Source organism: Sphingobacterium tenebrionis (assembly GCF_037126265.1).
Lineage (GTDB): Bacteria > Bacteroidota > Bacteroidia > Sphingobacteriales > Sphingobacteriaceae > Sphingobacterium > Sphingobacterium tenebrionis.
Genome location: NZ_JAYLLN010000019.1, coordinates 42425 through 66537, shown reverse-complemented (window position 1 = coordinate 66537; position 24113 = coordinate 42425). Strand labels below are relative to the sequence as shown.

Below are 24113 nucleotides of genomic sequence, written 5' to 3'. Positions count from 1 at the left end.
ACGGGTGAACGGCATACTGAAGGCGGAGTTCGACCTCTACGCATCACAGGGTGGCCTGAGGGAGACCACCGGAAAGATACGGGAGAACATCAGGGTATACAACAACCTGAGGCCGCACGCGAGCTGTGACTACCTCACCCCTGAACAGGCACACATGAGATCAGGTGCGCTCAGAAAGAGATGGAGACCAAAAAAATATCCAATAGTGAAGAAAGAGTTTGTATAGTACATATAGTATTACCAAATTTGCCTGTATAATCAATTCAGAATTAAACCAATAATCTGTATAGCTATATAAGGACAAGACACCGAAGCCGCTATATTGTAGCCGTAGTAAAAGCAAGGTAAAAGCATCATGTAAGTATGGTGTAAGTGCCTTTTGGCACTTACACCTCACTTACATGTCACTTACACATCACTTGCAGTAAGAACCAAGTATGGTCTTGTCATAGTTTATTTCTACCCTCTGAAAACCGAAATTTATTCACCTTTTCGAGTTTAGAATCAAGAGATATACCATATATGCCCAATGATTTTTTAAGTTCCATCAGATCACTGGCTTTTAAGACTAGATCATATTTTGAATCATTTAGGATTCCTTTCCATCGAAAATAATTTCCGAAATTATCTTGTAAAACATCGGCAAGCTCTCGGAGTGGCACATTGTCAACTGCAATAATTTGATGTCCATCGGATGAACTAGTCCGACTGAAACCATTTTTATTTTTATTTAAGGACGTTTGAATTAAATTATTATCAAAAATTCCAAGTTCAAACACTTCAACTGTATGCAAATTGGAATCCATTTGGATGTTCAGTTTATTCAATAATGCATCCACTCGCCAAGCACTATCCAAATAACGATTACCTCCTTTATAACAATAATCTACTTTAAGGTTTTCCAAAGAATCTGATAGTTCAATTGAGGAGGTACTGATACCCATAAGTTCAGCGGCAAAGACACGGAATGGAACTGCTAATTTATAGGTAAATCTTGAATCTTGATGCTTGTATGAAAATGATTTTGAGAAATTATTAGAAGTACTCCTTTCCAAAAATAAATATTCTATAATTGAGGGATTATTGTAGATGGCCATAAATTCCGCTGCCATTTCCTTTGCCTTCTCCACTTGGCCAACTAGATTCGTATTTCTTACACTTGCTATGGCAGGAGGTTCGGAGTTAATGGATTGAATCTTGGTAGATTCTACCGTAATATCTTGATTGTTTATAAGCGCCTCAAGCATTTCCGAAGTGATGTCTTTAGGGTTACCTTTCCATTTCACCGTTCCTTTTCGATCTAATAAAATAGCTGTTGGAAGGGTTTTTATATCAAAGATTTTATGCAGATTTCCAGTACTGTCAGAAACGGCATGGGTTTCAAAAGAAAATCGTTCTACGATTTGTTTTGCTTTACCGACATGCTCATCAGTAATAGATAAGAAATATAAATCTTTAACCTGGCTAAATTTTTTCTGTAAACTATTGATATGTGGCATACCTTCTAAACATGGCGCACACCAAGTGGCCCAAAAATCAAGCAGAATATACTTATTCTTGAGATTATCTGGTTTTAGATCGGTATTTATACCTGCTGTAAAATGTAGGTCTTTACCAGGGGTTAAGGATTGTGCATGACCATCGATTGACGTGGAAGCTAGAAGTAGGGTATAAATGATTAAATTTCTGAATGCTTTCATAATAATTAGATTTTCAATAAAAATATATACTTTTAATAAAAATACGATTTTTTCGTAGATATTTGAAAAACGTTCATATAGGCTTCGCATTCAGGTTTTAACCGGTTTGAGGGTTTGCCTGACGTTTCTTGAAGATAATAACCAAAAAGGTTACTATACCCATTAAAAATGGATAGTATAAATATTGCATGACATCAACTGGAGACATCAGCGGTAGATTTTTTTCGGATAAAAGCACATTGGCTGCTGCCATAGCGGCCAATATTTGTGCTCCGTAGGGCACTATGCCCTGGATAAAACAGGAAACCGTATCCAAAATACTCGCCACCCGGCTGCCCTCCAATTGGTTCTTATCGGAAATTTCCTTGGCAATAGGCCCCACGATAACGATGGTAATGGTATTGTTGGCAATGGCTAAATTGACCAAGGATACCAGAAAGGCAATACCTAGCTCAGCAGCCCTTTTAGAATTGATTCTTTTGGTGACCATGTTCAATAAAAATTCAATACCACCTTTCATCCGGATAATACCCACTACCCCACCGATGATCAAGCATAATATACTCAGTTCGAACATCCCTGCAAAACCATCGTTAATAGATTTTAAAAATCCTAAGAAATCAATGGATTGGGTAAAGAAACCAATCAAGCCGGCGGACACAATGCCAATGCCTAGGGTCCAGATCACATTGACCCCTAGTAATGCCAATACAAAAACCAATACATACGGTACTATTTTGACGAGTTCAAATGAACCGACTTTGATATCTTCAGCATCTGCCAACATTTGCCAACCCATCACACTGTAAATAATAAAAACAAGGATAGCCACAGGTAATACCATTCGGAAATTTACCTTAAATTTCTCCTTCATGCCTATTCCTTGGGTCCGGGTTGCGGCAATGGTCGTATCAGAAATAAAGGAAAGGTTATCCCCAAACATGGCCCCTCCAATAACTGCGGCCAAGGCGATAGCCATAATCCCTTGGATGTTGTTTTCCAATCCTACGGCAATGGGTGCCAAAGCCACGATGGTTCCAACAGAAGTTCCTAAAGAAGTGGAAATAAAACAGGAAACCAGAAACAAACCGGCAATCACAAATTGCGGCGGAACGTAAGTAAGCGCAAAATTGATGGTAGATGATATGGCACCGATATTCTTGGAGACTTCACCAAAAGCGCCTGCCAATAAGAAAATCAAGATCATGATCAGGATGTTCTCATTTCCTGCTCCCTGGGCAAAACCCTTCAATTTTTCTTGGAATGTGATCTTAGGGAATTGGAAAAATGCTACAAATAATGCCAATACAAAAACGACCAAAACGGGTAATGCATAAAAATCACCCAATATATAAGAGCCTGCAAAATAGATTACTACAAAAAACAATAAAGGTAGTAAGGCCCAAAATCTGCCTTCTTTCATAAGCCTAGATTAATATTTACGTGGTTCAAAAGTAGCACATTATCATCAGAATCTATAAATCCATATTTAATTTTAATTAATTATTATTTCATTGGTAAAAAAATATATGTAACTTTAAGAACATCACCATTTTAAACTTAATGATAAACTAACATGAAAAGGACACCCTTGACCACTTTAGTACTCTTACTAGTTGTGGCTTTCGTTCTCGTATTTGCAACAACTTGCTTTGGTATACGTTAAGTCATTTTAAAACAGTAAAGGGGCTATTTCCATTGAAATAGCCCCTTTATTTATATCCTAAATTCAGATAGCTGATTGAACTAATAAGTGTCTTTTATTTTTTTTCATTGTTTTCTTCCCAGAAGTCAGCATTCTTGAGTCCAATAGCTTTTGGATCAAAAGTTGGATCTTCGATCCCGCGCTTGCGCTGTTCTTTATAGTCCTTCCATACCTTCATGGCAATTTTACTCATTAATAAAATAGCGATTATATTGACCCAAGCCATCAATCCCACACCCACATCACCTATCGCCCAAGCCGTATCAGCTTTACGGATAGTACCAAAATAAACCGTAGAAAGAAATACAACCTTGAAAAGTAATCCAACAATCTTTTTGGCTCTTTCATTTTTGATCAAGTAGGCAATATTGGTATCTGCATAATAGAAATACGCCATAATGGTGGTAAAAGCAAAGAAAAATAAAGCGATAGCTACAAATTCATTTCCAAAACCAGGAAAATGGTGGGAAATAGCGGCCTGCGTAAATCCATTATAATCTACTCCTGGAAGATTTTCAGTAATAAATGTAGTTGCTTTACCTGCCGCATCAACTTCTGTTACATTATACATCCCAGTGAACAGGATCATCAAAGCGGTAGCTGTACAAACAAATAACGTATCTACATAAACAGAAAATGCTTGGACAAGTCCTTGTTGTGCAGGATGGTTAACCTCTGCTGCTGCAGCAGCATGAGGAGCAGTACCCTGACCTGCTTCGTTTGAATATATCCCCCTTTTTACCCCCCAAGCAATCGCCATTCCTATAATTCCACCAAAAGTAGCATCCACACTAAATGCCGATCGGAAGATCAAGGAAAACACCTCTGGGATCTGTTGGTAATTCATTCCGATGATGATCAAGGTCATTAGGATATACCCTCCTGCCATAAATGGGACCACATATTCAGCTACAGTCCCCAATCGCTTAACACCTCCAAAAATGATGAGTACCAAAAGTATCACAATGCCAATACCGGTGTAATTGGTCGGAATTTCAAAGGCATTAAATGCGGATGATGCAATGGCATTACTTTGAACACCAGGCAATAATAACCCAGCACTGATTACGGTCAACACCGCAAATAGAATAGCATACCATTTAACACCTAATCCTTTTTCAATATAATAAGCCGGACCACCACGGAATTCGTTCCCTTCCTTCCGTTTATATAACTGCCCAAGCATTGCTTCCACAAAAGCAGAAGCAGATCCTAAAAAGGCAATAATCCACATCCAAAAAATCGCGCCCGGTCCTCCATAAAAGATCGCTGTTGCTACCCCGATAATATTTCCGGTACCCACACGACCGGATATGGCCAATGCAAACGCCTGAAACGAGGAAATCCCTTCATCAGATTTCTTTTTGGCAAATAAAAGCCGAAGCATATCCTTGAGGTAGGTTACTTGAAGAAAGCCGGTTCGGATTGAAAAATAAAGCCCTGTAATTAAACAAAGACCTATAAAGACTTCACTCCAGACTAGTCCGGAGAAGGTTGAAATAAAATTATCCATTAATTTGGTTTATTGAGTTATTTATCATAAAACATTGTAAAGAAACTAATTTTTTGAGAAATCATCGGCAAAAATCATTTTTTTTAATTTTATCATACTTTTATTCCATATTTGAGTGCGGAATCTATTCAAGTTAATTACACTAACACGAACCCGATTGATTATGCCTACACTAACTTTGCATCGAATTAAAATTCTTCTGCCTTTTATGTTAACAATTGGGCTGCTTTCCTCTTGCCGAAGCATGAAAAATTTGGAGATTAAGGATTTGCTTCAACATAGCAACTGTAACCAGCAGAACATCTATCAATATAGTTTGGATAGCCTTCCTATTCCCTTACATGAACGCGTGATATCACCATTGCTAAAGGATCGACTGTCTTTCAACAATCTGAACATGGCAAACGCCATTGGCATCCTGAATACCATTACCCGGTATGCTGAATTGCGAGCGAACCCAAAAAGCAAGGAAGATCTGCAATATCGAGTGGAGATTTTGGAACTTAAACAGGAAATCGATCATAAGATCAATATGTCTTCTCTGGAGATTTCAGCTATTTCCTCGGAAATGGATTGTGAAGAGGAGCGCACCAGCCAGATTGCAAATTACCTGATCGGAAGGAGTAATGAACGGGAATCGAAACTGACCATCAGTGCGATTGTGGTGGGCGCCTTAGGCGCCATTTTAACGGAAGGGATCATCAAAAATGACAAAGCCAGTTCCGTTGTGGGCATCAGTACGGGTTTGGCAGAAGCTACTTTTGGGGTGATGATGTTGATGAACGATGAATCCATAGAATTCCATCATAAACGGAATGCATTAAAGGATATCTGGTTTGGCTCGCCCGTTTCCCAGAACTTCCCTCCTGCAGTATGGTATTACCTAAATTATAAGAGCCCAGAAAATGGTTTAAATAATTCCTTGCGTGAGCAGATTGTTCAAAAATGGACGAGTTTTGGGCAGATCAACAAGAAGCCGGAACAGGAACTATTGGATTTGTATTTTGGTACGGGCGGAAAATATAGCAGTGAGCAACTGGAAAACCGTGCGGATATGTATGATCAATTAGAATCAAACATCAATCTGATGAAGCAAGATCTGAAAGCCCTTTCCTTGGAATTGGAGAAAATCTAGGCCAAATTCCCAGCTAGGAATACTGTTCTAATTATCAAGAAATAACCGTATCTTTGCGCCATGATTAATGTATCGAATCTATCCCTTCGTTATGGAAAACGTATTCTATTCGAAGATGTCAACTTAAAATTCACTCCAGGAAATTGTTATGGTATTATCGGCGCTAATGGTGCTGGAAAATCCACGTTCCTAAAGATCATTTCTGGTGAGGTAGACCCTACCTCCGGTTCAGTTGCATTCACCCCAGGTGAGCGTATGTCTGTATTAAACCAGAACCACTATGCTTTTGATGAATTCACCGTCATTCAAACCGTATTGATGGGTAACCAGGATCTATACAAAATCATGCAGGAGAAAGATGCCATCTATATGAAGGAAGATTTTTCGGATGCAGATGGAGAACGTGCTGGAGAATTAGAAAGCTTATTTGCCGAGATGGATGGTTGGAATGCGGAAAGTAATGCCGCTACTCTATTGAGCAATTTGGGAATCAAAGAAGAGCAACACTATAAATTGGTTAAGGAATTGGATGGTAATGAAAAAGTAAGGGTATTATTGGCCCAAGCTTTATTCGGAAAACCGGATATCCTGATCCTGGATGAGCCTACCAACGACTTGGACATCAACACCATTGCTTGGTTGGAGGATTTCTTGGCAAGCTATGAAGCGATTGTCTTGGTTGTTTCCCACGACCGTCACTTTTTGGATGCTGTATGTACGCATATTGTGGATATTGACTTCGGAAAAATGTCCATCTACACAGGTAACTATACCTTCTGGTACGAGTCTTCTCAATTAGCACTTAAACAACGTGCTGATCAGAATAAGAAAATGGAAGATAAGGTGAAGGAACTTCAGGAATTTATCCGTCGTTTCTCGGCCAATGCTTCCAAATCCAAACAGGCTACTTCCCGTAAAAAGGCGTTGGATAAAATCAATTTGGATGAGATCAAGCCTTCGAACAGAAAGTATCCAGCGATCATGTTCAACTTGATGGACCGTGAACCGGGAGATCAGATTCTGAACGTGGAAAACCTTGGTAAAACAGTGAATGGTGAAGTTTACTTCAAAAACATCAGCTTTATGATCAATAAAGGGGATAAGATTGCTGTACTTGCTGAGAATAACTTAGTTACTTCTGCCTTTTATGATATTCTTGCCGGAAGAGATAAGGATTACGTTGGGGAATTTAAATGGGGTATCACGATTACACCTGCGGATATGCCGATTGAAAACGCTGCTTTCTTTGAAGGCCGCGAAGAAAATTTGGTAGATTGGTTAAGGGATTATACCACTAAACCGGATGCGGATGAGCAATTTATCCGTGGATTCTTAGGGAAGATGTTGTTCTCTGGCGAAGAGGTATTGAAGAAATGTTCAGTACTGTCGGGAGGAGAGAAAATGCGTTGTATGTTCTCCAGGATGATGTTGCAGGGTGCAAACTTCTTGATCTTTGATGAGCCGACCAACCACTTGGATCTGGAGTCTATTACCGCATTGAATAATGGTATGAATGATTTCAGAGGATCGATGTTGTTTACTTCACGAGATCATGAGTTGACGCAGACTGTAGCGAACAGGATTATTGAATTGACGCCTAATGGAATTATTGATAAGTTGATGACTTATGATGAGTATATAAACTCGGAAGCTGTAAAAGCCCAAAGAGAGGAAATGTATAGGTAGGTAAACTGGTATTGCGTCATTGCGAAATATGCTTCATTGCGAGGACGAGTTTGCGTCATTGCGAGGAGGCACGACGAAGCAATCTTTAGCCATGTCATGGTGAGCGTAGTCGAACCATCTGTTCGTTTGTACCCGTACAGATCCTTCGACTACGCTCAGGATGACAAAAAAAAGAAAGGATGACATTAAAGAAAGATTGCTTCGTTCCTCGCAATGACGTTTTAGGTTCCTCTGACGTAAAAAAACTTTACCCCTTCCCTTCCAACTCCGCGATCAACTTTTTCTTCACTTCCTTCAAAGCAAAATCTTTTGCTTCCGCATAGGAAATCCCATAGATCCTTTCTTCAGGATGCAGATCAGCAGGAAACCTAACCAACAATTTATCATAATAATCATCCAAGGCTTCCCGAATTGGCATTTCATACGACAACCTCAACTGAAACCTCCTGATCAACGCAGAATCAATAATATCCACATGATTACTTGCAGCAATCAACACACAATCCTCCGGAAAATAATCAATCAATTGAATCAAGGTATTCACCAATCTACGCATCTCCCCTACATCATTCTCATCCTCGCCCCTAGCCTTACCAATCTGATCAAACTCATCCAAAAACAAAACGGCTTTATCCCTTCCAGCACGATCAAAAACCTGCTTTAAATGCTGCGAGGTCTCACCAATCCTGGCATTGATCACATTACTTAAATTCAAGATAATCAAGGGTTTTCCCAAGGCTTTTGCAATACCTTTGGCACTAGTCGTCTTGCCACATCCCGAACTACCAAACAACAATATTTTATTGCTTACAGGTAATCCATAGCGACTTAATTCCTCCACATAAAGATTTTCCTTAATCAATTGATTAATACTCTCCCGATTGCTTTCACTCAAGAACACATCCTGAATATCAATCGCCTCCTTATCCTTAATAATTAAATCCTGTATATGCATGGTTCAAAACTATGAATGCCAAAGGTACATAATTTAATTCTTCACCATCATCCGATTATCACTGGAATTCCTATCGATCAAAATGTTATTCGGATCAACGCCCACTTCAATCGGCTTTTGATCCAAGATCAATTTCACCTTATTATTGATCTTATCAATCTTCACTTTCTTCGAATAGATCGGATTATCTTCCATCTTCTTGGAAGCTTTCCCCTCTTTCTTATCCCCATAAACCGCAATCTCCACGTAATCCTGCAAAGGCAATGACTTAATTTCCTCTTTTCCATCTTTCCCTTTCAGCATCGTACCTTTCACATCCTCAAAGACCTCCTTCCCTTTCGGGTCGGTTCTATATTTGGATACCTGGAAATCCATGGTCAACTCGTATTTACCATTTTTAAGATCCTTTACGGTCACATCATTGACTTTATTATCATAAAGCGTGATGGTTTCGAACATATCCTTGATGAGGTATTGCAAAGAATCTGGCGTATGCTGTCTCAATAGACCAACAAATTCCAACGAAGTAGTATATGGCGGGTTTTGAAAGGCCGTCCTGTTCAAGTATTCTTTCAAAAAGTTATTGAATGGCTTCTCCCCGAGGTATTCACTCATGGCATACATCACCACAGAACCCTTGTTATAGTGGATATAACCTTGGTTTTCATTGAACATCAATGGATTTTCCCCTAAGTGCTCTGCTGCTCTACCTTGAAGGTATGAATCCAAGGCATCTTTCAAGTACCTACGCATCTGTCCCTTCCCATACGTTTGCTCCAACACCTTTAACGAGCTATATTCTGATAGGGATTCCGACATCATGGTTGCCCCTTTTACCTGTGCACCTATCACTTGATGCGCCCACCATTGGTGTGCAAATTCATGCGCAGTAACCGAATACGGATAATCGACCGCATCCTCCTTGCTTTCATCGATTTTTGCAATAAAACCGATGGCTTCCGAAAAAGGAACTGTATTGGCGAATGCCTGAGCAAAAGTACCCATAGTTTTAGGGAACTCGATCACACGCATTTGATTGAACTGATAAGGACTATAGTTAGCTTCATAATAATCCAAGGATTTTTTCATGGAAGCCATCATGCGATCCAAGTTGAAATCGTGGAATGCATGGTAATAAATCTCCAAATCCTTGCCTTTATACTTCTCCTTCTTAACGTTGAATTTAGCAGAAATGAATGCATAGAAATTGAGGATTGGTGCATCCATTTTATAATGGAAATAACGCTTCCCATCTTTTTCCCATTCCTTTTGCAGGTATCCAGGTGCAATGGCAATCTGATCGGTATTGGTGCTCAATATCGCTTCAAAATTGATCCAATCGGCATCTTGGCTGATGTAATTATTCCCTAATTTACTGCTGTCTCTAGGATCCGCCATGCGATCCTTTGGAGGCAATCCATATTTAGCACGAACATCGTTGTTCTCAACCTCCGCCATATGCACATAAGTAAGCGAAGGGAAGATACTATTATTGAAAAAGGTACCATTTCGAATCACTTCTGAACGATCATCGAGAAAAGTATGTGGCTTATTCTTGATCTGATAAACCACCTCCATGCTATCACCCGGCATCAATGGTTGAGCAAGTTTATAAAGTCGCACATGGAGTACACTATCGTTCAGGACTTCTTGGGCATTGTTCTTAAAACGAATATCTGTAAGCAGATCACCTTCGGAATAATTCAGGAAAATCGAGTCGATAGCATGATCGGTTTTATTCTGGTAGGTAAAACGCCCATTGATGAACAAGTTTCTGTTTTTGGGATCCATATCCACCTCCACAAACACACCCGTCAACCGAGGAGCAGCCATTAAACTGTATTTTTTGTATTTCTTCTCGTAATCTACCCGCTGCAGTTCATAATCTTTGGAGGAAAGAAAAGGTTCCGCTATATTATTATGGTGATAAATCGCATAACCTAACCCCACAAAAGCAACTAAACTAATCAACATAGGGATAGCAATGGCTGGTTTAAAGCGGTTCATCGCTAAAGCAAACTTTTCTTTGATACCCGAAACAATACCTCTTCGCCAGAATATCAAGGTGATGGCAAACAAGACAAGCCCTAACAACATCCAATATAATCGATAATATAGGAAAGGTCTAAGATTTCCATAACCATTCATATCTGAATAGTCAAATCCCGGATCGGCATTAAAAATAAATATACGTTGCTCTACGCCGATCTGAGGTAAAAATGGCGCACCAATAATCACAAAAAGGCAGATGATAAATCCGATAAAATAGTTCTTAAAGAAGCTATGGACAAAAAGTGCAAAAAGGATCAGAAAAATAAAGGACAAACTGCCCAACACATAGATTTCATAAAGGTAGTGCCCGATTTCGAAATGATAATATCCTTGATAGATCTGATAGATCAAACCATTCAATAAACTGACGGTAAAAACAGTAAGTACCATTTTGTACAAAGCCAAAGCCTTTGAAAGGAGCTGTACCCAGTTTGGTACCGAAGTAGCATCCAACAACAGGTTCATATTCGCTTGTCTGGAACGTTGGATCAACATACCGGCAAATAGCATCACCATGATCAACAAGAAGAACTGGTACATGCCGGACATGGTTTGCAACATCTGCCAAGTAACCGGATAAGTCGTGGTTCCATACAATTGTCCACTGATGCTCAAGGCCATCAATACGAACAAAAAGGCAAATGCCATGAGGATATAAAAAGTCCAATTCCGAATCAAGAACTTATAATCGATATGTGAAATCCGCCAACTTAACTTCAGGTTATCCCAGAAACCATGGTTATAAGTAACCTTAGGAAGATTGATCGTAATGATACTTCCGAAATTATCTTTTACGGTTCTAATTCCCTCTTTTGCACGTTTGAACGTAAAGGCCGATTGGGAAAAACTGAAGGTTTTATAGACAAAAGTTAAGATGATCAAAGCTACCCCCATCCAGATCAATCGGTTATAAAGCAGGACACCTTTGATTGGCAAGAGGTTGACATTTCGCTCATTCACACTCCAATATTTGGTATAATACTGAATCGGTTCAAAACCAAAAGGATCCAGTAGGGCCACCATATACCGATTGTCCACATCGCGCGTATAGATATCCAACAAGCTTTGAAGCAATAAGAGGATCAATACGGCAATAAACCCTACATAGATACTCCTTGTAAAAGTGACCAAGGCGAAGATGATACTGCCAAACAACAGAAAATTCGGGAATATGGTCGCAAAAAATCCTTCTACATAAGCCCTAAAATTGTTAGGTCCCAATAATTGAGCATTAATATTAGGGAAAAATTGAGCAGCATAATAACCTAAGGCACATAATAGGGCTATGATGGTCACCATGACCAAAGAGCTCAGGAATTTTGCCGATAAGTAGGTGGGTTTATTTAAAGGATAAGAAAATAAAAGGGTATGCACATTGTACATGTAATCCCTGGCCACCGATGCGCCAACAATGGTAGGCAACAGAAAGTAGATCAATGTGGCAAATGAATTAAAAAATGCCGCAATACTTAAAGGTGCATTGATATAAATTGGATTGGTTGTGGTGGAAGTAACACCATCAAAAGCTCCCAAGTTGGATAAAGAGGTAAACAAAGCCAATCCAAAATAAATGGCACAATAGACATAAAACACAGGTTGCTTCAACCAACGCTTTATTTCAAAGAAGAATATGGTACTAAACATGAACGATATCCTGCTTTAATGCAACAAAATAAACATCTTCCAAAATAGGCGTAGCCGGCTCGAAGGATTCATCCGGTCGAACATCATGGTAGACACGAATATTTAAGGTATTATCCTGGTTATAATTCGAGGAGATAATATTATGGATGCTATTCTGGGTTTCAAAATCAGCACGTTCGATTCTTTTCTTCCATATTTTATCCTGAAGATGGGTGGTGCCTTCCACAGAAGAACCACGGAAAAGTACTTTTCCCCCATTCATGATGGCCAATTCATGGCACAACTCCCGTACATCATCTACGATATGGGTAGAGAAGATGACGGTATGCTCAGCACCTATCTCACGCAGCACATTCAAAAAACGATGACGTTCTGCAGGATCCAGACCCGCAGTAGGCTCATCCACGATAATCAATTTAGGATTGTTCAACAACATCTGGGCAATTCCGAAACGTTGTTTCATACCTCCTGAATACCCGCTTACGCTCTTATTTCGGAATGCGGCAAGATTGGTGATCTCCAATACCTCGGAAACTATCTTCTTTCTATCCTGACGGTTGCTGATGCCTTTAAGGTTGGCAAAATAATCCAAAAGGTCTTCTGCAGAAAGGTTGGGATATACACCAAATTCCTGCGGAAGATACCCTAAAACTCTTCTTAATGCATTTTTTTCTTTTAGAACATTGATATCGCCGAATTGGATTTCGCCTGAATCTGGAGATTGCAAAGTGGCGATTGTCCGCATCAAGGATGATTTTCCGGCTCCGTTTGGTCCTAAAAGTCCGAACATGCCTGGGCCGATGTTCAGATTGACATTATCTAAAGCCTTAACACCATTATTATAGGTTTTTGTAAGGTTGCTGATCGTTAATTCCATAATTTATTTACTTAGTTTATAATTAGTCGTTGAAATAATGATTTCGTAACAGAAAATTATGAAATAAAAAAGGAGCGACCAAATGGTTCGCTCCTTAAGAGATTTTCTATTGTTGTTGAATATCTTTTATTTTTTATAATATTTCATCGCTTCAGGGATTAGTGATTGCAACTGATTGATACGACGGGCATCACTCGGGTGAGTACTTAACCACTCTGGAGGTGATCCGGTTTTACCGGCCGCCATTCTTTCCCAGAATTTAACAGACTCCCGTGGATCATATCCGGCCATGGCCATCAAGATCAATCCAGCTCTATCAGCTGCCAACTCATCCTTACGGGAGAAGCTTAATGAACCGATCTGGTAGCCAACACCATACAATTGGTTGATGATACCTAAATATTTGTTATCCGACATGGCACCAGCAGCACCCAATACCTGTGCGCCCAATTGAGCTGCCATTGCATTGGATACTTGGGCAACGGAATGTTCTTCGATCGCATGTGCAATCTCATGACCCATTACCGTAGCTAGACCAACATCATTTTGTGCGATAGGTAAGATACCTGTATAAACCGCAACTTTACCACCTGGCATACACCAAGCATTCACATCATCACTCTGCACTAAGTTAAATTCCCAGTTGAAATCGAATTGGTCTGCGAGACCTCTTTCCTGCAAATATTTGTTCGCTGCCGCAGCGATGTTATTTCCCACACGTTTTACCTGTGTTGCAGCGGATGTTCCTGTTACTACCTTAGATCCATTTTTGCTTAAAAAATCCTTGTATGCTAAAGCAGCCTGTTCGTTCACAGCTTTTGGATCCACCAATTTCAGGTATTTTCGACCTGTAATTGCCGATGTAGCACATCCCACCAACGAGACTCCCAAAAGGAACATGCTTGTGTATTTAAAAACCCTCTTCATAATATGTTGATTTAGTTTATCAATAGTTTTTCAATCATTTTGAAATACTTAACAAATCTTGTACCCAAAATGTTTAAACTTTTGATTTTTTCTTGAACAAGTAAATTTTAGACTCATGCCCTTTGAGTAGGCGTTCAATGTTTTTTTGATGGGTGACCAGGATCAAGGCACAGATAGCAATGCCATATAAAAGAATGGAAGGTACCGTTGTCTTAAAAATGAAAGCAATGCTGAATGGAAAGGTGAAACCCGCCATAATAGAACTTAATGATACATAATGGGTAACAAAAAGAACGATTAGGAACACCGAAACACACATTAAAGCGGCCGGCCAATGGATAGCCAGGACCATTCCGAATAGAGTAGCCACTCCTTTTCCACCTCTGAATCCTGCAAATATGGGAAACAAATGCCCTAATACGGCGATAACACCTAAGGCTAATTGGATATTGACAAATTGTGGGGCATCATGGTTGCCCACTAAAGAACTATCTAATAAAAATGGGAGATTGGTGGCTGTCCACCCCTTTAAGATATCGACAAACATCACAATGGATCCTGCCTTTTTACCTAAAACTCGGAATGTATTTGTTGCACCGGCATTACCACTACCATACTCCCGAACATCAACCCCATAAAATGCCTGCCCAAACCATACAGCCGTGGGAATAGAACCAAATAAATAAGCTAATATGACGATTCCTACCAGGTAAAATGATATCATATCCAGCAATTTACTAAATAAGTTTAGCTTTTAGACTTAAATCCAGGCTTTTAACAGAATGTGTCAAAGCACCCACCGAGACATAGTCAACCCCAGCTTTGGCATAGGCCGCAATGGTGTTCAAGGTAATACCACCAGAAGCTTCAGTAACCAATCGACCAGCAACTAGTTCTACCGCTTCACGCACCTGATCTGGAGAAAAGTTATCGAACATGACGCGATCTACTTTTTCCAGGTTCAAAACTTCTTTTAATTCCTCAAAATTGCGAACTTCTACCTCGATAGGTATGCTTAGGTTATTTTCTTTTTTATAGGCAAATGCGCCATTTACAGCTTGTGTGATTCCACCTGCGTAATCCACATGATTATCTTTGATCAGGATCATATCGTATAGACCAAAACGGTGGTTCACCCCGCCCCCGATCACTACGGCACGTTTTTCTAAAAATCTTAATAAGGGAGTGGTTTTGCGGGTATCCAAGACTTTGCAGTTTGTGCCTGCGATAGCTTGCACATATTTTGAGGTCTCCGTGGCAATACCCGACATGCGTTGCATGATGTTTAATACCAAGCGCTCACCTTTTAAAATATCATGGATCTTGCCTTTTAAACGGAAAGCGATTTCACCATACTTGACAGCAGTACCATCTTGGATTAATTTTTCAAATTGAATGGAAGGATCTAAATAGTGAAAGATTTCCTCGGCAATATCAACACCTGCCAATATCCCCTCTTCTTTGACCAATAATTGGGCTTCTCCTAATTGAGAGTCATCAATTGTAGATAAGGTTGTAAAATCGCCATTCCCCACATCTTCAATAAATGCTTCTTTTACAAATTGTAATAGCTTTTCTTTGAATTCTCTATCCATTTAGCAACATAAAATTAAGCGAAGATGAATAAAATTAAATTTATATGGAAACTAAAAGCTAATAAAATTAAACATTATTCTATTCGAAGCTCAGTAATAAGGGATTCCCCATTGTGCTGGTTAAACTTCAGAAAGATTCGGTATGTACCAGAATTAGCTTTTAAGTTATAAACAATATAAAAACTCGAATTGTTACGGTTAGTGTGCTGCAGTTGTTTGATTTCGGAAGTCTTGTTGGACCGGAAATAATCGCTCAATAAGAGCTCGGCTTGGAATTTCGTGTATTGACCAGAGTCATTCTTGATGGAAACAGCGACGTTCTGCCCAAAAAAATTGGCTATTGCTTTCGCGTTATTCGTCTTAAATGCCTCTGCGATCTGCCCACTCAGATTGCTCTGCCAGAATGTGAAAGACATTAGGGGCAAGATTAAAAGCACTACAATAACTCGCAAGAACTTAAAAGAAAACCTGTTTAAAATTCGTATCATGATTGACTTGGTGCACAAAACACGCGCTAACTAGCAAATAAAAATTCAATTAATTTCCAAAAAATCAAATTTTTCGCAACCAAAACTATGCCAAGGCATAATATTTCAAGTATATTTGTGTAATGAGTTCTGAAAATAGTAAAGTAGCTTTAATAATCCTGGATGGATTGGGCTACGGAAAAAACGATCAATCAAACGCAGTATTAGCTGCAAGTACCCCATTTTTAGATCACTTACTTTCAACCTACCCTAACTCAAAACTGGAAGCATCAGGCGAAGCTGTGGGCTTGCCTGCTGGTCAGATGGGTAATTCTGAGGTAGGACATATGAATCTAGGTGCAGGTCGTATTGTTTACCAAGAATTAGGAAGGATCAACAAAGCTGCTCGGGAAGGTTTTTTTATGGAAGACCCTACGATACAGGCTGCCTTTGAATATGCAAAAACAAGTCAATCCAATATACATTTTATCGGTTTACTTTCAGATGGTGGTGTGCATGCACATATTGACCATTTAAAGGCTTTATGTGATGCCGCACAGGCAGCACAGTTTGGAAATGACCAGGTCTTTATCCATGCGTTTTTAGATGGACGGGATACGGATCCAAACGGAGGTGTTGGCTATGTTCGTGATCTACAGAACCACTTAACGCATTCGGTTGGAACCATTGCTTCTGCTATAGGACGTTATTACGCCATGGATAGGGATAACCGTTGGGAAAGGGTGAAAGAAGCCTATGATCTATTGACCAGAGGTTTTGGAACTCCTTCCACAGATCTTATTGCTTCGATCGAATCTTCATATCAACAGGAAATCACAGACGAATTCTTGAAACCGATCGTTATGGTGAATGCCGATGGTACACCTAAAGCGGTGATTAAGGATGGTGATGTGGTGATCTGTTTTAACTTCCGTACCGATCGTGGTCGAGAAATCACTCAGGCATTAACGCAGACTTCTTTCCCAGAATATGCAATGCATCCTTTGTCCTTATATTATGTGACCATGACCTCCTACGATGATACCTTCAACGGAGTACATGTTATTTTCCATAAGGACAATCTCACCCAGACCTTGGGCGAGACATTGGCATTGAATCAAAAGACTCAAGTACGGATCGCAGAAACAGAAAAATATCCGCATGTTACCTTCTTCTTCTCCGGAGGAAGGGAAGAACAATTCCCTGGTGAGCATCGTTTATTGGTACCATCTCCAAAGGTGGCCACTTATGATTTACAACCGGAGATGAGTGCTTACGGAATTACCGATGCAATCTGTAAGGATATGGTCGAGAATGCACCTGATTTTATCTGTCTGAATTTTGCTAATCCGGACATGGTTGGACATACAGGTGTTTTTGAGGCGGTGGTAAAAGCTGTGGAAACTGTTGATGCTTGTACAAGGAAAGTTGTGGAAACGGGATTGGAGAATGGTTATTCATTCATTATCCTGGCGGATCATGGAAATTCGGAATTTATGGTTAATGAGGATGGTTCGGTAAATACAGCGCATACAACAAATCTGGTTCCTTGTGTTTTGATAGATAAAACCTATAAACATATTAAGGATGGAAAATTAGGTGATATTGCTCCTACTGTATTGCGTTTATTGAATGTTCCGATTCCAACTGAAATGACTGGTGATGTCTTGGTTTATTAAAATATGTTATGGTGTAGTGGCTGTTGGGCTGCTTGGAATGCTGATGGCCTGTTCAGATCCTGCTACAAAAGATAATGGAAATTCGGAAAAGGTGCTGTATTTCGATCTACCCTCCTATTTCCAGAAAGAAATTGATTCGTTGAAGAAGTTGGATCCGATGGTGGACAAAACGGTGGCAAAGGATGAGCAGGAGGAAACCAAGAAATTGAAGATCAAGGATTGGGAAGCTGAATTTGCAAGCTTTAAGAATATTGATTTGAATAAATCGGCATATGCGGATTTTATTCAGGTTGATTCTAGTGATAATCTATTGGAATATAGTTTTAATGATCCTAAATCAGATCTTTCATGTGTGAGGATTGAACTTGATGGAACGGGTAATCCTAAGGTTATTACGGTTCAAAGGGATGTAAAGAATAATTTGTATCATACATCAGAGTTTTTGATGTATGAGAAAGGGAAGTATTATATCGTGGAGAAAAACCAGGATGTGAAGGTAATGGGCGCGAATAAGTATAAGGTGCAAGGGCACTTTGGTTCTTAGGGGCTCAGTCAATACATCCTGTACGTCATTGCGAGGAACGAAGCAATCTTTCCGTCATTGCGCCCCACTCGCGTCATTGCGCCCCACTCGCGTCATTGCGACCCACTCCGTCATTGCGAGGAACGAAGCAATCTTTAGACTTTTTCATCCTGAGCGCAGTCGAAGGATCTGTACGGTTACTAATGAACAGATGCTTCGACGATGCTCAGCATGACATGCGGGAAGATTGCTTCCTCGTACCTCCTCGCAATGACGTATTCGGCCGCGTTTACTCTTCCTGATACCTCACCAATGAAATCACATTTTCACTAAATCGGCTCAATCTTCCTGCGCTATTTAAAAAATCCAAACTAATCACAAAACAATAGGCGGCAATCTCCCCGCCCAATTTCTCAATAAGCTTACTTGCAGCCACTACTGTCCCACCAGTCGCCAACAGATCATCATGCACCAACACCTTTGTCCCAGGCAAAAAAGCATCCTCATGCATTTCAATAGTTGCCTGTCCATATTCCAGCTTATAAGATTCTGAAATACAATGAAACGGCAACTTTCCTTGCTTCCGAATAGGAATAAACGGTTTATTGAGCTTTTGCGCCAGCAAAAAACCAAAAAGAAAACCACGGCTCTCAATTCCTGCAATCACATCAAACTCAACATCCTTTAGCCCATCCGCAAAAGCCTCTACAGCTTCCGCCACTATTTCTGGATGCTGCAAAAGCGGAGTAATATCCTTAAATACAATACCCGGTTTTGGAAAATCATGGATATCCCTAATAATGGTTTTTAATTTTTCTTCGATCATAAATCCCTAGCAAAATCTAAATATGGCTCAATTTTACGCAAAAAATCCAGATCAAGAATAAGAATATTCCCTAAATCTTCAATTTTCTCGAATGGCCCGTGCTGTATCCTATAATTCACAATGGTCCTTGCTTTCTTATATCGGATATAGGGATGCTTTGCCAATGAATCAATTCCGATTCTATTGATGAAAATTTTATCATAAGCCAAAGGCTGATCAAGCAATTGTTCTTCAATCTTCTGAAATAACTCAGGCGTCATTCCATAATCCTCCATCAATTGTTCCTTTTTATGAAATCCACCAAGGGCATTCCGAAATTTAACAATCCGACTGGAGAAAACCGGACCTATTCCGCGAACCTGCATCCAACCCGTAGTATCAGCTTCATTAAGACTGATTTTATAAAGCGGTTCTTTTTTACGAACAAAGGAATACTCCTCTTGAGATCCTGAACTCGGTTTTTGATGAAAACCACCACTCCCTATTTCTTCCTCAGCAATCCGAACAAAAGGAAGCAATTCCTTAAATTTTGATTCCGAAATAGAATACATCCTGGAAAGATCTTCCACTTTCCGAAATCTCCCACCCTTTTTTCTGTAATTGATAATTACTTTAGCTTGATCTGGACTTAAACCCAGCTTTACCCAGCCTTCTTTTGACAAATGATTAGGATCAAAAAAGAAATAATGAGGTATCATTTTTTTTCCAAACCCCTCCTTGGATGGTTCAAAGTCTTTATTCAAAGAATCAGAATAATTATGGAATTGATCCTCCTTATCCATATATCCCAAACCATCATCTGCAAAATCACCCCTTTCATCTTTTGACTCTTCTGAAAAAACCAAGGTATAGCTTAGACTTTCAGGAGACCTCCAAAAAGGCATCATCATCTTCAAAACGATCAAAAAAAGCAACAATACCAATAAAACAAAAATCCCCTTTTGCTCCTTCTGATTTAATTGGAAATAATCGATCAAGCGTTTCATTTGGTCAATAGTTTTGGTTCTAAACAAATCATGATTAAATTTGGGGCAAATTATCGAAGACCACAACATGCATTTTGTCCGTCCTATATTTTTTCTTAAATACCTTTATTCCAAAGCGATTTGGAGAAAAAGTAAACGAGAAAATAATATTTATTTAACCTTTGATGATGGACCTATCCCTGAAATAACAACTTGGATTTTAGACGTTCTAAAAGAAAAAGGAGTTAAGGCGACTTTTTTCTGTGTGGGAGATAATATCCGAAAAAATCCTGCCATTTATCAGCGATTACTTGATGAAGGTCATGCTGTTGGAAATCATACCTACAACCATAAGAAAGGTTGGGAAACTCCATTGGAAGAATACCTGGAAAATGTAGCGTCCTGCCAAGAGTTGACAAAAACCAAACTCTTTAGGCCTCCATACGGAAGAATTACCCAGAAGCAGTTGAATGTCCTTGCAAAAGATTATCAAATTATCATGTGGGATGTACTTACAGGCGATTACGATAAAAGGATCAGTCCAGAAAGATGTTTATACAACGCGACAACCTATGTCCGCAAGGGTAGCATTATTGTATTTCATGATAATATCAAAGCCATAGAAAATGTCCGTTATGCTCTTCCCAAAACCATCGATCACCTTTTGGAAAAAGGATTTAAATTCAGCCACTTCTAAAATCTTAGATCTACTTAAGAAAGGATTATTCTAAATCATCATCGTCCGCATCGGCGATGGTCACGGTATAATCCCGCACATTTGATATCCCAAAATATCCCAATGCTCCATTGCTGATGTTGCCTGTTGGATTGCCGGGTGCTGCACTGCCAGGATTGGTCAGCTGGTATTCATTCCAATAGGTATACAGCTCTTTGGAAACTATCTGTCTACGAACCTTAACCTTATCCCCTACTTTAAACTCATCATTCCTGCCCCCAATCTGATGGGTAACGACTTGGCCGTCGTTGAATTTATCATTTTGCACGGCATTAAATTTAAAAGGGCCATCATTGATGGAAACAGTATATAAGTAATAATTCGGCACTCCCTTTGGATCTTCAAACTTAAGATTCACAAAGTAATAATCTTCGTTGAATATATTCTCCTTGGTCACTCCCATCGAATCAATTTCTACATAGTCTACCATTGTCCCCTTACTGGAATAGGTCTTATTATCAACACTAACCTCTAAAGTATAGGTAATTTGCGTATTGACAAAGAAGTTGTTATTGGTGTAAAGGCCATTCCCTGCATGAGTAAAGGTATAATTTCTTCCATTACTACCTTTAACAACAACCGAAGCATTATCTACCTGATCGAATTCCGGGGAATCGAAATTAACCGTCCTACTCACTAAGATCTCCTGGTTTCTGTCCTCATTCGTTAAATTGGCTTCAATAACAATCCGTGGATCGGAATCATTCAGATCAATATCGATTTTCTCCTCACAAGAATTGAAAAAAAACAAAGAAACAACAGCTATATAAGTTAAGATACTACGCATAAGACTAAAATTTAAAATTCCAGGTAACAGAAGGGATTATTCCGAATAATGCGATTTTATACGCTTCGGTGATATTCGGGTTGGTTTCATTTTCACGGAAGTCGATGATGTAGGCATTCCTGCGGTTATAAGCATTGTAAAGGCCAAACGACCAACTGGAATTGAAACGTTTATCCTGATTCTTCGGCTCATAATTTGCCGAAAGATCCAAACGATGGTAAGCAGGCATCCGATATCCATTACGCTCCGTATAATAGAACATGGTCGTTCCATTCACCTGATATTTACCGCTTGGGAATGTAATTGCATTTCCCGTATTATACACAAAAGTTGCCCCTAAGTTCCATTTTGGACTTAGCTGATAAATCCCAACGATAGAAATATCATGCGTCCTATCCTGGCGTGCTGCATACCAATTCCCATTATTGATCTGATCAAATTGTCGTTCGCTCTTCGCCAAGGTATAACTTACCCATCCATTCAATTTACCTTTGTTCTTGCGAAGCAGGAACTCCACCCCATAAGCCCTACCAATACCATACAGCAGGTCGCCTTCCATATATTTATTGGCCTGCAGGTCCGCTCCATTTCTAAAGTCGATCTGGTTATCCAATTTTTTATAATAAGTTTCCACGGAAAATTCATAGGCATTGTTCGCAAAATTCTGGAAATACCCTAAAGCCACCTGATCGGCAATCTGCGGTTTGATGTTCAAGCTGCTTACCACATACTGATCCGTTGGAAGACTGGAGGTAGTATTGGTCAATTGATGAAGATTTTGGGCAATGCGGTTATAACTCGCCTTAATACTATTTCGAGGACTTAAAATATAGGCCATAGAGGCTCTCGGCTCCACGTTTAAATAGTGCTTGATCACCTCGTTGCCATAAGTTTTCTCTGCAATAGGCTCTCCATCCTGGTCAAAATCATAAAATGTTCCAGGTACTAGGACCATAAAATCATTAAAGCGAAGGCCATAGATAATAGAAAGATTTTCAATCGGCTTCCATTCATGGGATACATAGGCTGCCGCTTCTATTCCTTGTCTGTTATCTACGGCAATGGAATTGACTGCAGAACCCGCCTTGGCTTCCAAACTGGCAGGACGGATGCGCTGTTGCAATAGATTCACCCCAAATTTCAAGACATTATTATTGTTGGAATAATAGGAGAAATCCTGCTTCAGGTTCCAGTTCCTGATTTTTGAGGCAATCGTAAAATCCGAATCATCGTTATTGACATTCACATTATAGGTAAAATCACTATAGATCAATGTCGTATTACTGAACAATTGGTTGTTCAACACATGGTTCCAACGTACTGTTGCTGTTGCGTTTCCCCAATCAAATCCAAACAGGTCAGAATACCCAAGATCATCCTTGCCAAAATATCCGGAAAGATAGACCGTATTCCGATCGTTCAATTTATAATTCACCTTAGCATTCAGATCATAGAAATAAAGCTTACTCTGATTGACGGTTTCATCCTTCGATAATTTCAGGAACATATCCGCATAGGTTCTACGACCACTCAACATAAAGGAACTTTTATCCTTAACTATTGGACCTTCCACCTTCAATCGCGACGCGATTAACCCTAAACCACCTTCCACAGCAAATTTCTTATTGTTTCCATCCAACATATTGATGTCCATAACAGACGAAATCCTGCCACCATATAGTGCCGGAATCCCTCCTTTATAGAGATTTGCATCTTTTACCGCATCGGAATTGAATGTAGAGAAGAATCCCAATAGATGGGATGCATTATACACCGTAGCCTCATCCAAAAGAATAAGGTTTTGATCTCCTCCCCCGCCTCGTACATAAAAACTCGAACTTCCTTCACCTCCAGAAGCTACCCCAGGCAATAATTGGATGGTTTTAAGAATATCGCGCTCGCCAAAGATGACGGGCACATTCCTTACCTCCTCCATCGTAAATTTCAAAGAGCCCATCTGCGCGGAAGTAACATTTCCATCCTCCTTTTTTGCAGAAACAACCACCTCTTCAATGGTATTTGAGGTCGAGATCAACTCAAAGTTCATTTGCTTTGAGGCATCCACCTGCAGGGTATCCTGATAAGTTCGATAGCCAACAAAACTTATTTCTACCGCGTGTTTTCCCGCAGGAATGGACACCGAATAAAATCCATAATTATTTGAATAGCTACTGAGTTTAAGGTCAGGAAATTTAATCAGGGCGGCGATAAGACTTTCGCCCGAACCTCCATCCTTGATATAACCGCTTAGGGTTACCTTATTCTGGGCATATACATGGAATACAGAAAATAGAACCATGATCATAGTTCCTAAAATCCGAAGTATGGGCAGTTTATTCAT

The 24113-nt window shown here is 39.7% G+C and carries 20 protein-coding genes; 6 read left to right on the top strand and 14 right to left on the bottom strand.

Annotated features, from left to right (window positions below; genetic code table 11):
* On the top strand, nt 1-226 hold a 226-nt coding region (locus VJ786_RS09235), incomplete at its 5' end, for an integrase core domain-containing protein (RefSeq protein WP_336557649.1).
* A gap of 220 nt (nt 227-446) precedes the next feature.
* Here VJ786_RS09235 and VJ786_RS09230 read toward each other — a convergent pair.
* The 3 genes from VJ786_RS09230 to VJ786_RS09220 form a co-directional block, all read right to left on the bottom strand.
* Entirely contained in the window at nt 447-1700 is a 1254-nt protein-coding gene (locus VJ786_RS09230) for a TlpA family protein disulfide reductase (RefSeq protein ID WP_336557648.1), read from the bottom strand.
* 97 nt (nt 1701-1797) lie between these two features.
* Nucleotides 1798-3123, bottom strand: coding sequence for a Na+/H+ antiporter NhaC family protein (locus VJ786_RS09225; protein WP_336557647.1), 1326 nt, complete (start codon nt 3121-3123; stop codon nt 1798-1800).
* A gap of 337 nt (nt 3124-3460) precedes the next feature.
* Entirely contained in the window at nt 3461-4918 is a 1458-nt protein-coding gene (locus VJ786_RS09220; protein ID WP_099368000.1) for an alanine/glycine:cation symporter family protein, read from the bottom strand.
* Between the two features lie 244 nt (nt 4919-5162).
* On the opposite strand from VJ786_RS09220, the gene VJ786_RS09215 reads away from it, so the two are divergent.
* Nucleotides 5163-6053 (top strand): hypothetical protein, encoded by an 891-nt coding sequence (locus VJ786_RS09215; protein WP_099368002.1) that lies wholly within the window; start codon nt 5163-5165, stop codon nt 6051-6053.
* A gap of 60 nt (nt 6054-6113) precedes the next feature.
* Nucleotides 6114-7739, top strand: a complete 1626-nt coding sequence (locus VJ786_RS09210; protein WP_099368003.1) for an ABC-F family ATP-binding cassette domain-containing protein — start codon at nt 6114-6116, stop codon at nt 7737-7739.
* A gap of 247 nt (nt 7740-7986) precedes the next feature.
* Here VJ786_RS09210 and VJ786_RS09205 read toward each other — a convergent pair whose 3' ends face one another.
* From VJ786_RS09205 to VJ786_RS09175, 7 genes are all read right to left on the bottom strand, one after another.
* Nucleotides 7987-8694, bottom strand: coding sequence for an AAA family ATPase (locus tag VJ786_RS09205; RefSeq protein ID WP_099368004.1), 708 nt, complete (start codon nt 8692-8694; stop codon nt 7987-7989).
* A 33-nt stretch (nt 8695-8727) separates the two neighbouring features.
* Nucleotides 8728-12390 (bottom strand): ABC transporter permease/M1 family aminopeptidase, encoded by a 3663-nt coding sequence (locus tag VJ786_RS09200; protein ID WP_336557646.1) that lies wholly within the window; start codon nt 12388-12390, stop codon nt 8728-8730.
* Entirely contained in the window at nt 12383-13267 is an 885-nt protein-coding gene (locus VJ786_RS09195) for an ABC transporter ATP-binding protein (RefSeq protein ID WP_099368006.1), read from the bottom strand. Before VJ786_RS09195 ends, VJ786_RS09200 begins: the two co-directional genes overlap by 8 nt.
* 126 nt (nt 13268-13393) lie before the next feature.
* A complete protein-coding gene (locus tag VJ786_RS09190) occupies nt 13394-14194 on the bottom strand; it encodes a M48 family metallopeptidase (RefSeq protein ID WP_099368007.1) in 801 nt (266 codons plus the stop codon).
* A gap of 73 nt (nt 14195-14267) precedes the next feature.
* The gene (gene plsY / locus VJ786_RS09185) at nt 14268-14918 is read right to left on the bottom strand and encodes a glycerol-3-phosphate 1-O-acyltransferase PlsY (protein WP_099368008.1); all 651 of its coding nucleotides are present in this window, start codon (nt 14916-14918) and stop codon (nt 14268-14270) included.
* A 13-nt stretch (nt 14919-14931) separates the two neighbouring features.
* Entirely contained in the window at nt 14932-15789 is an 858-nt protein-coding gene (nadC, locus tag VJ786_RS09180; protein ID WP_099368009.1) for a carboxylating nicotinate-nucleotide diphosphorylase, read from the bottom strand.
* A 74-nt stretch (nt 15790-15863) separates the two neighbouring features.
* A complete protein-coding gene (locus VJ786_RS09175; protein ID WP_167554297.1) occupies nt 15864-16205 on the bottom strand; it encodes a DUF4783 domain-containing protein in 342 nt (113 codons plus the stop codon).
* A gap of 194 nt (nt 16206-16399) precedes the next feature.
* Here VJ786_RS09175 and gpmI point away from each other — a divergent pair, with 194 nt between their 5' ends.
* Nucleotides 16400-17935 (top strand): 2,3-bisphosphoglycerate-independent phosphoglycerate mutase, encoded by a 1536-nt coding sequence (gene gpmI / locus VJ786_RS09170; RefSeq protein ID WP_099368011.1) that lies wholly within the window; start codon nt 16400-16402, stop codon nt 17933-17935.
* Nucleotides 17919-18479, top strand: a complete 561-nt coding sequence (locus VJ786_RS09165; protein WP_099368012.1) for a hypothetical protein — start codon at nt 17919-17921, stop codon at nt 18477-18479. The genes gpmI and VJ786_RS09165 overlap by 17 nt, the downstream gene beginning before the upstream one ends.
* A 268-nt stretch (nt 18480-18747) precedes the next feature.
* Here VJ786_RS09165 and VJ786_RS09160 read toward each other — a convergent pair whose 3' ends face one another.
* Nucleotides 18748-19284: an adenine phosphoribosyltransferase gene (locus VJ786_RS09160; protein ID WP_099368013.1), complete on the bottom strand. Its 537-nt coding sequence runs from the start codon at nt 19282-19284 to the stop codon at nt 18748-18750.
* The gene (locus VJ786_RS09155; RefSeq protein WP_180268526.1) at nt 19281-20270 is read right to left on the bottom strand and encodes a ComEA family DNA-binding protein; all 990 of its coding nucleotides are present in this window, start codon (nt 20268-20270) and stop codon (nt 19281-19283) included. Before VJ786_RS09155 ends, VJ786_RS09160 begins: the two co-directional genes overlap by 4 nt.
* A 67-nt stretch (nt 20271-20337) precedes the next feature.
* Between VJ786_RS09155 and VJ786_RS09150 the strand changes: the two genes are divergently transcribed.
* On the top strand, nt 20338-20946 hold the full coding sequence (locus tag VJ786_RS09150) for a polysaccharide deacetylase family protein (protein ID WP_099368015.1): 609 nt from the start codon (nt 20338-20340) through the stop codon (nt 20944-20946).
* A gap of 25 nt (nt 20947-20971) precedes the next feature.
* On the opposite strand, the gene VJ786_RS09145 is transcribed toward VJ786_RS09150, so the two are convergent.
* Nucleotides 20972-21772, bottom strand: a complete 801-nt coding sequence (locus tag VJ786_RS09145) for a DUF4249 domain-containing protein (RefSeq protein ID WP_336557645.1) — start codon at nt 21770-21772, stop codon at nt 20972-20974.
* A gap of 4 nt (nt 21773-21776) precedes the next feature.
* Nucleotides 21777-24113, bottom strand: a complete 2337-nt coding sequence (locus VJ786_RS09140) for a TonB-dependent receptor (protein WP_336557644.1) — start codon at nt 24111-24113, stop codon at nt 21777-21779.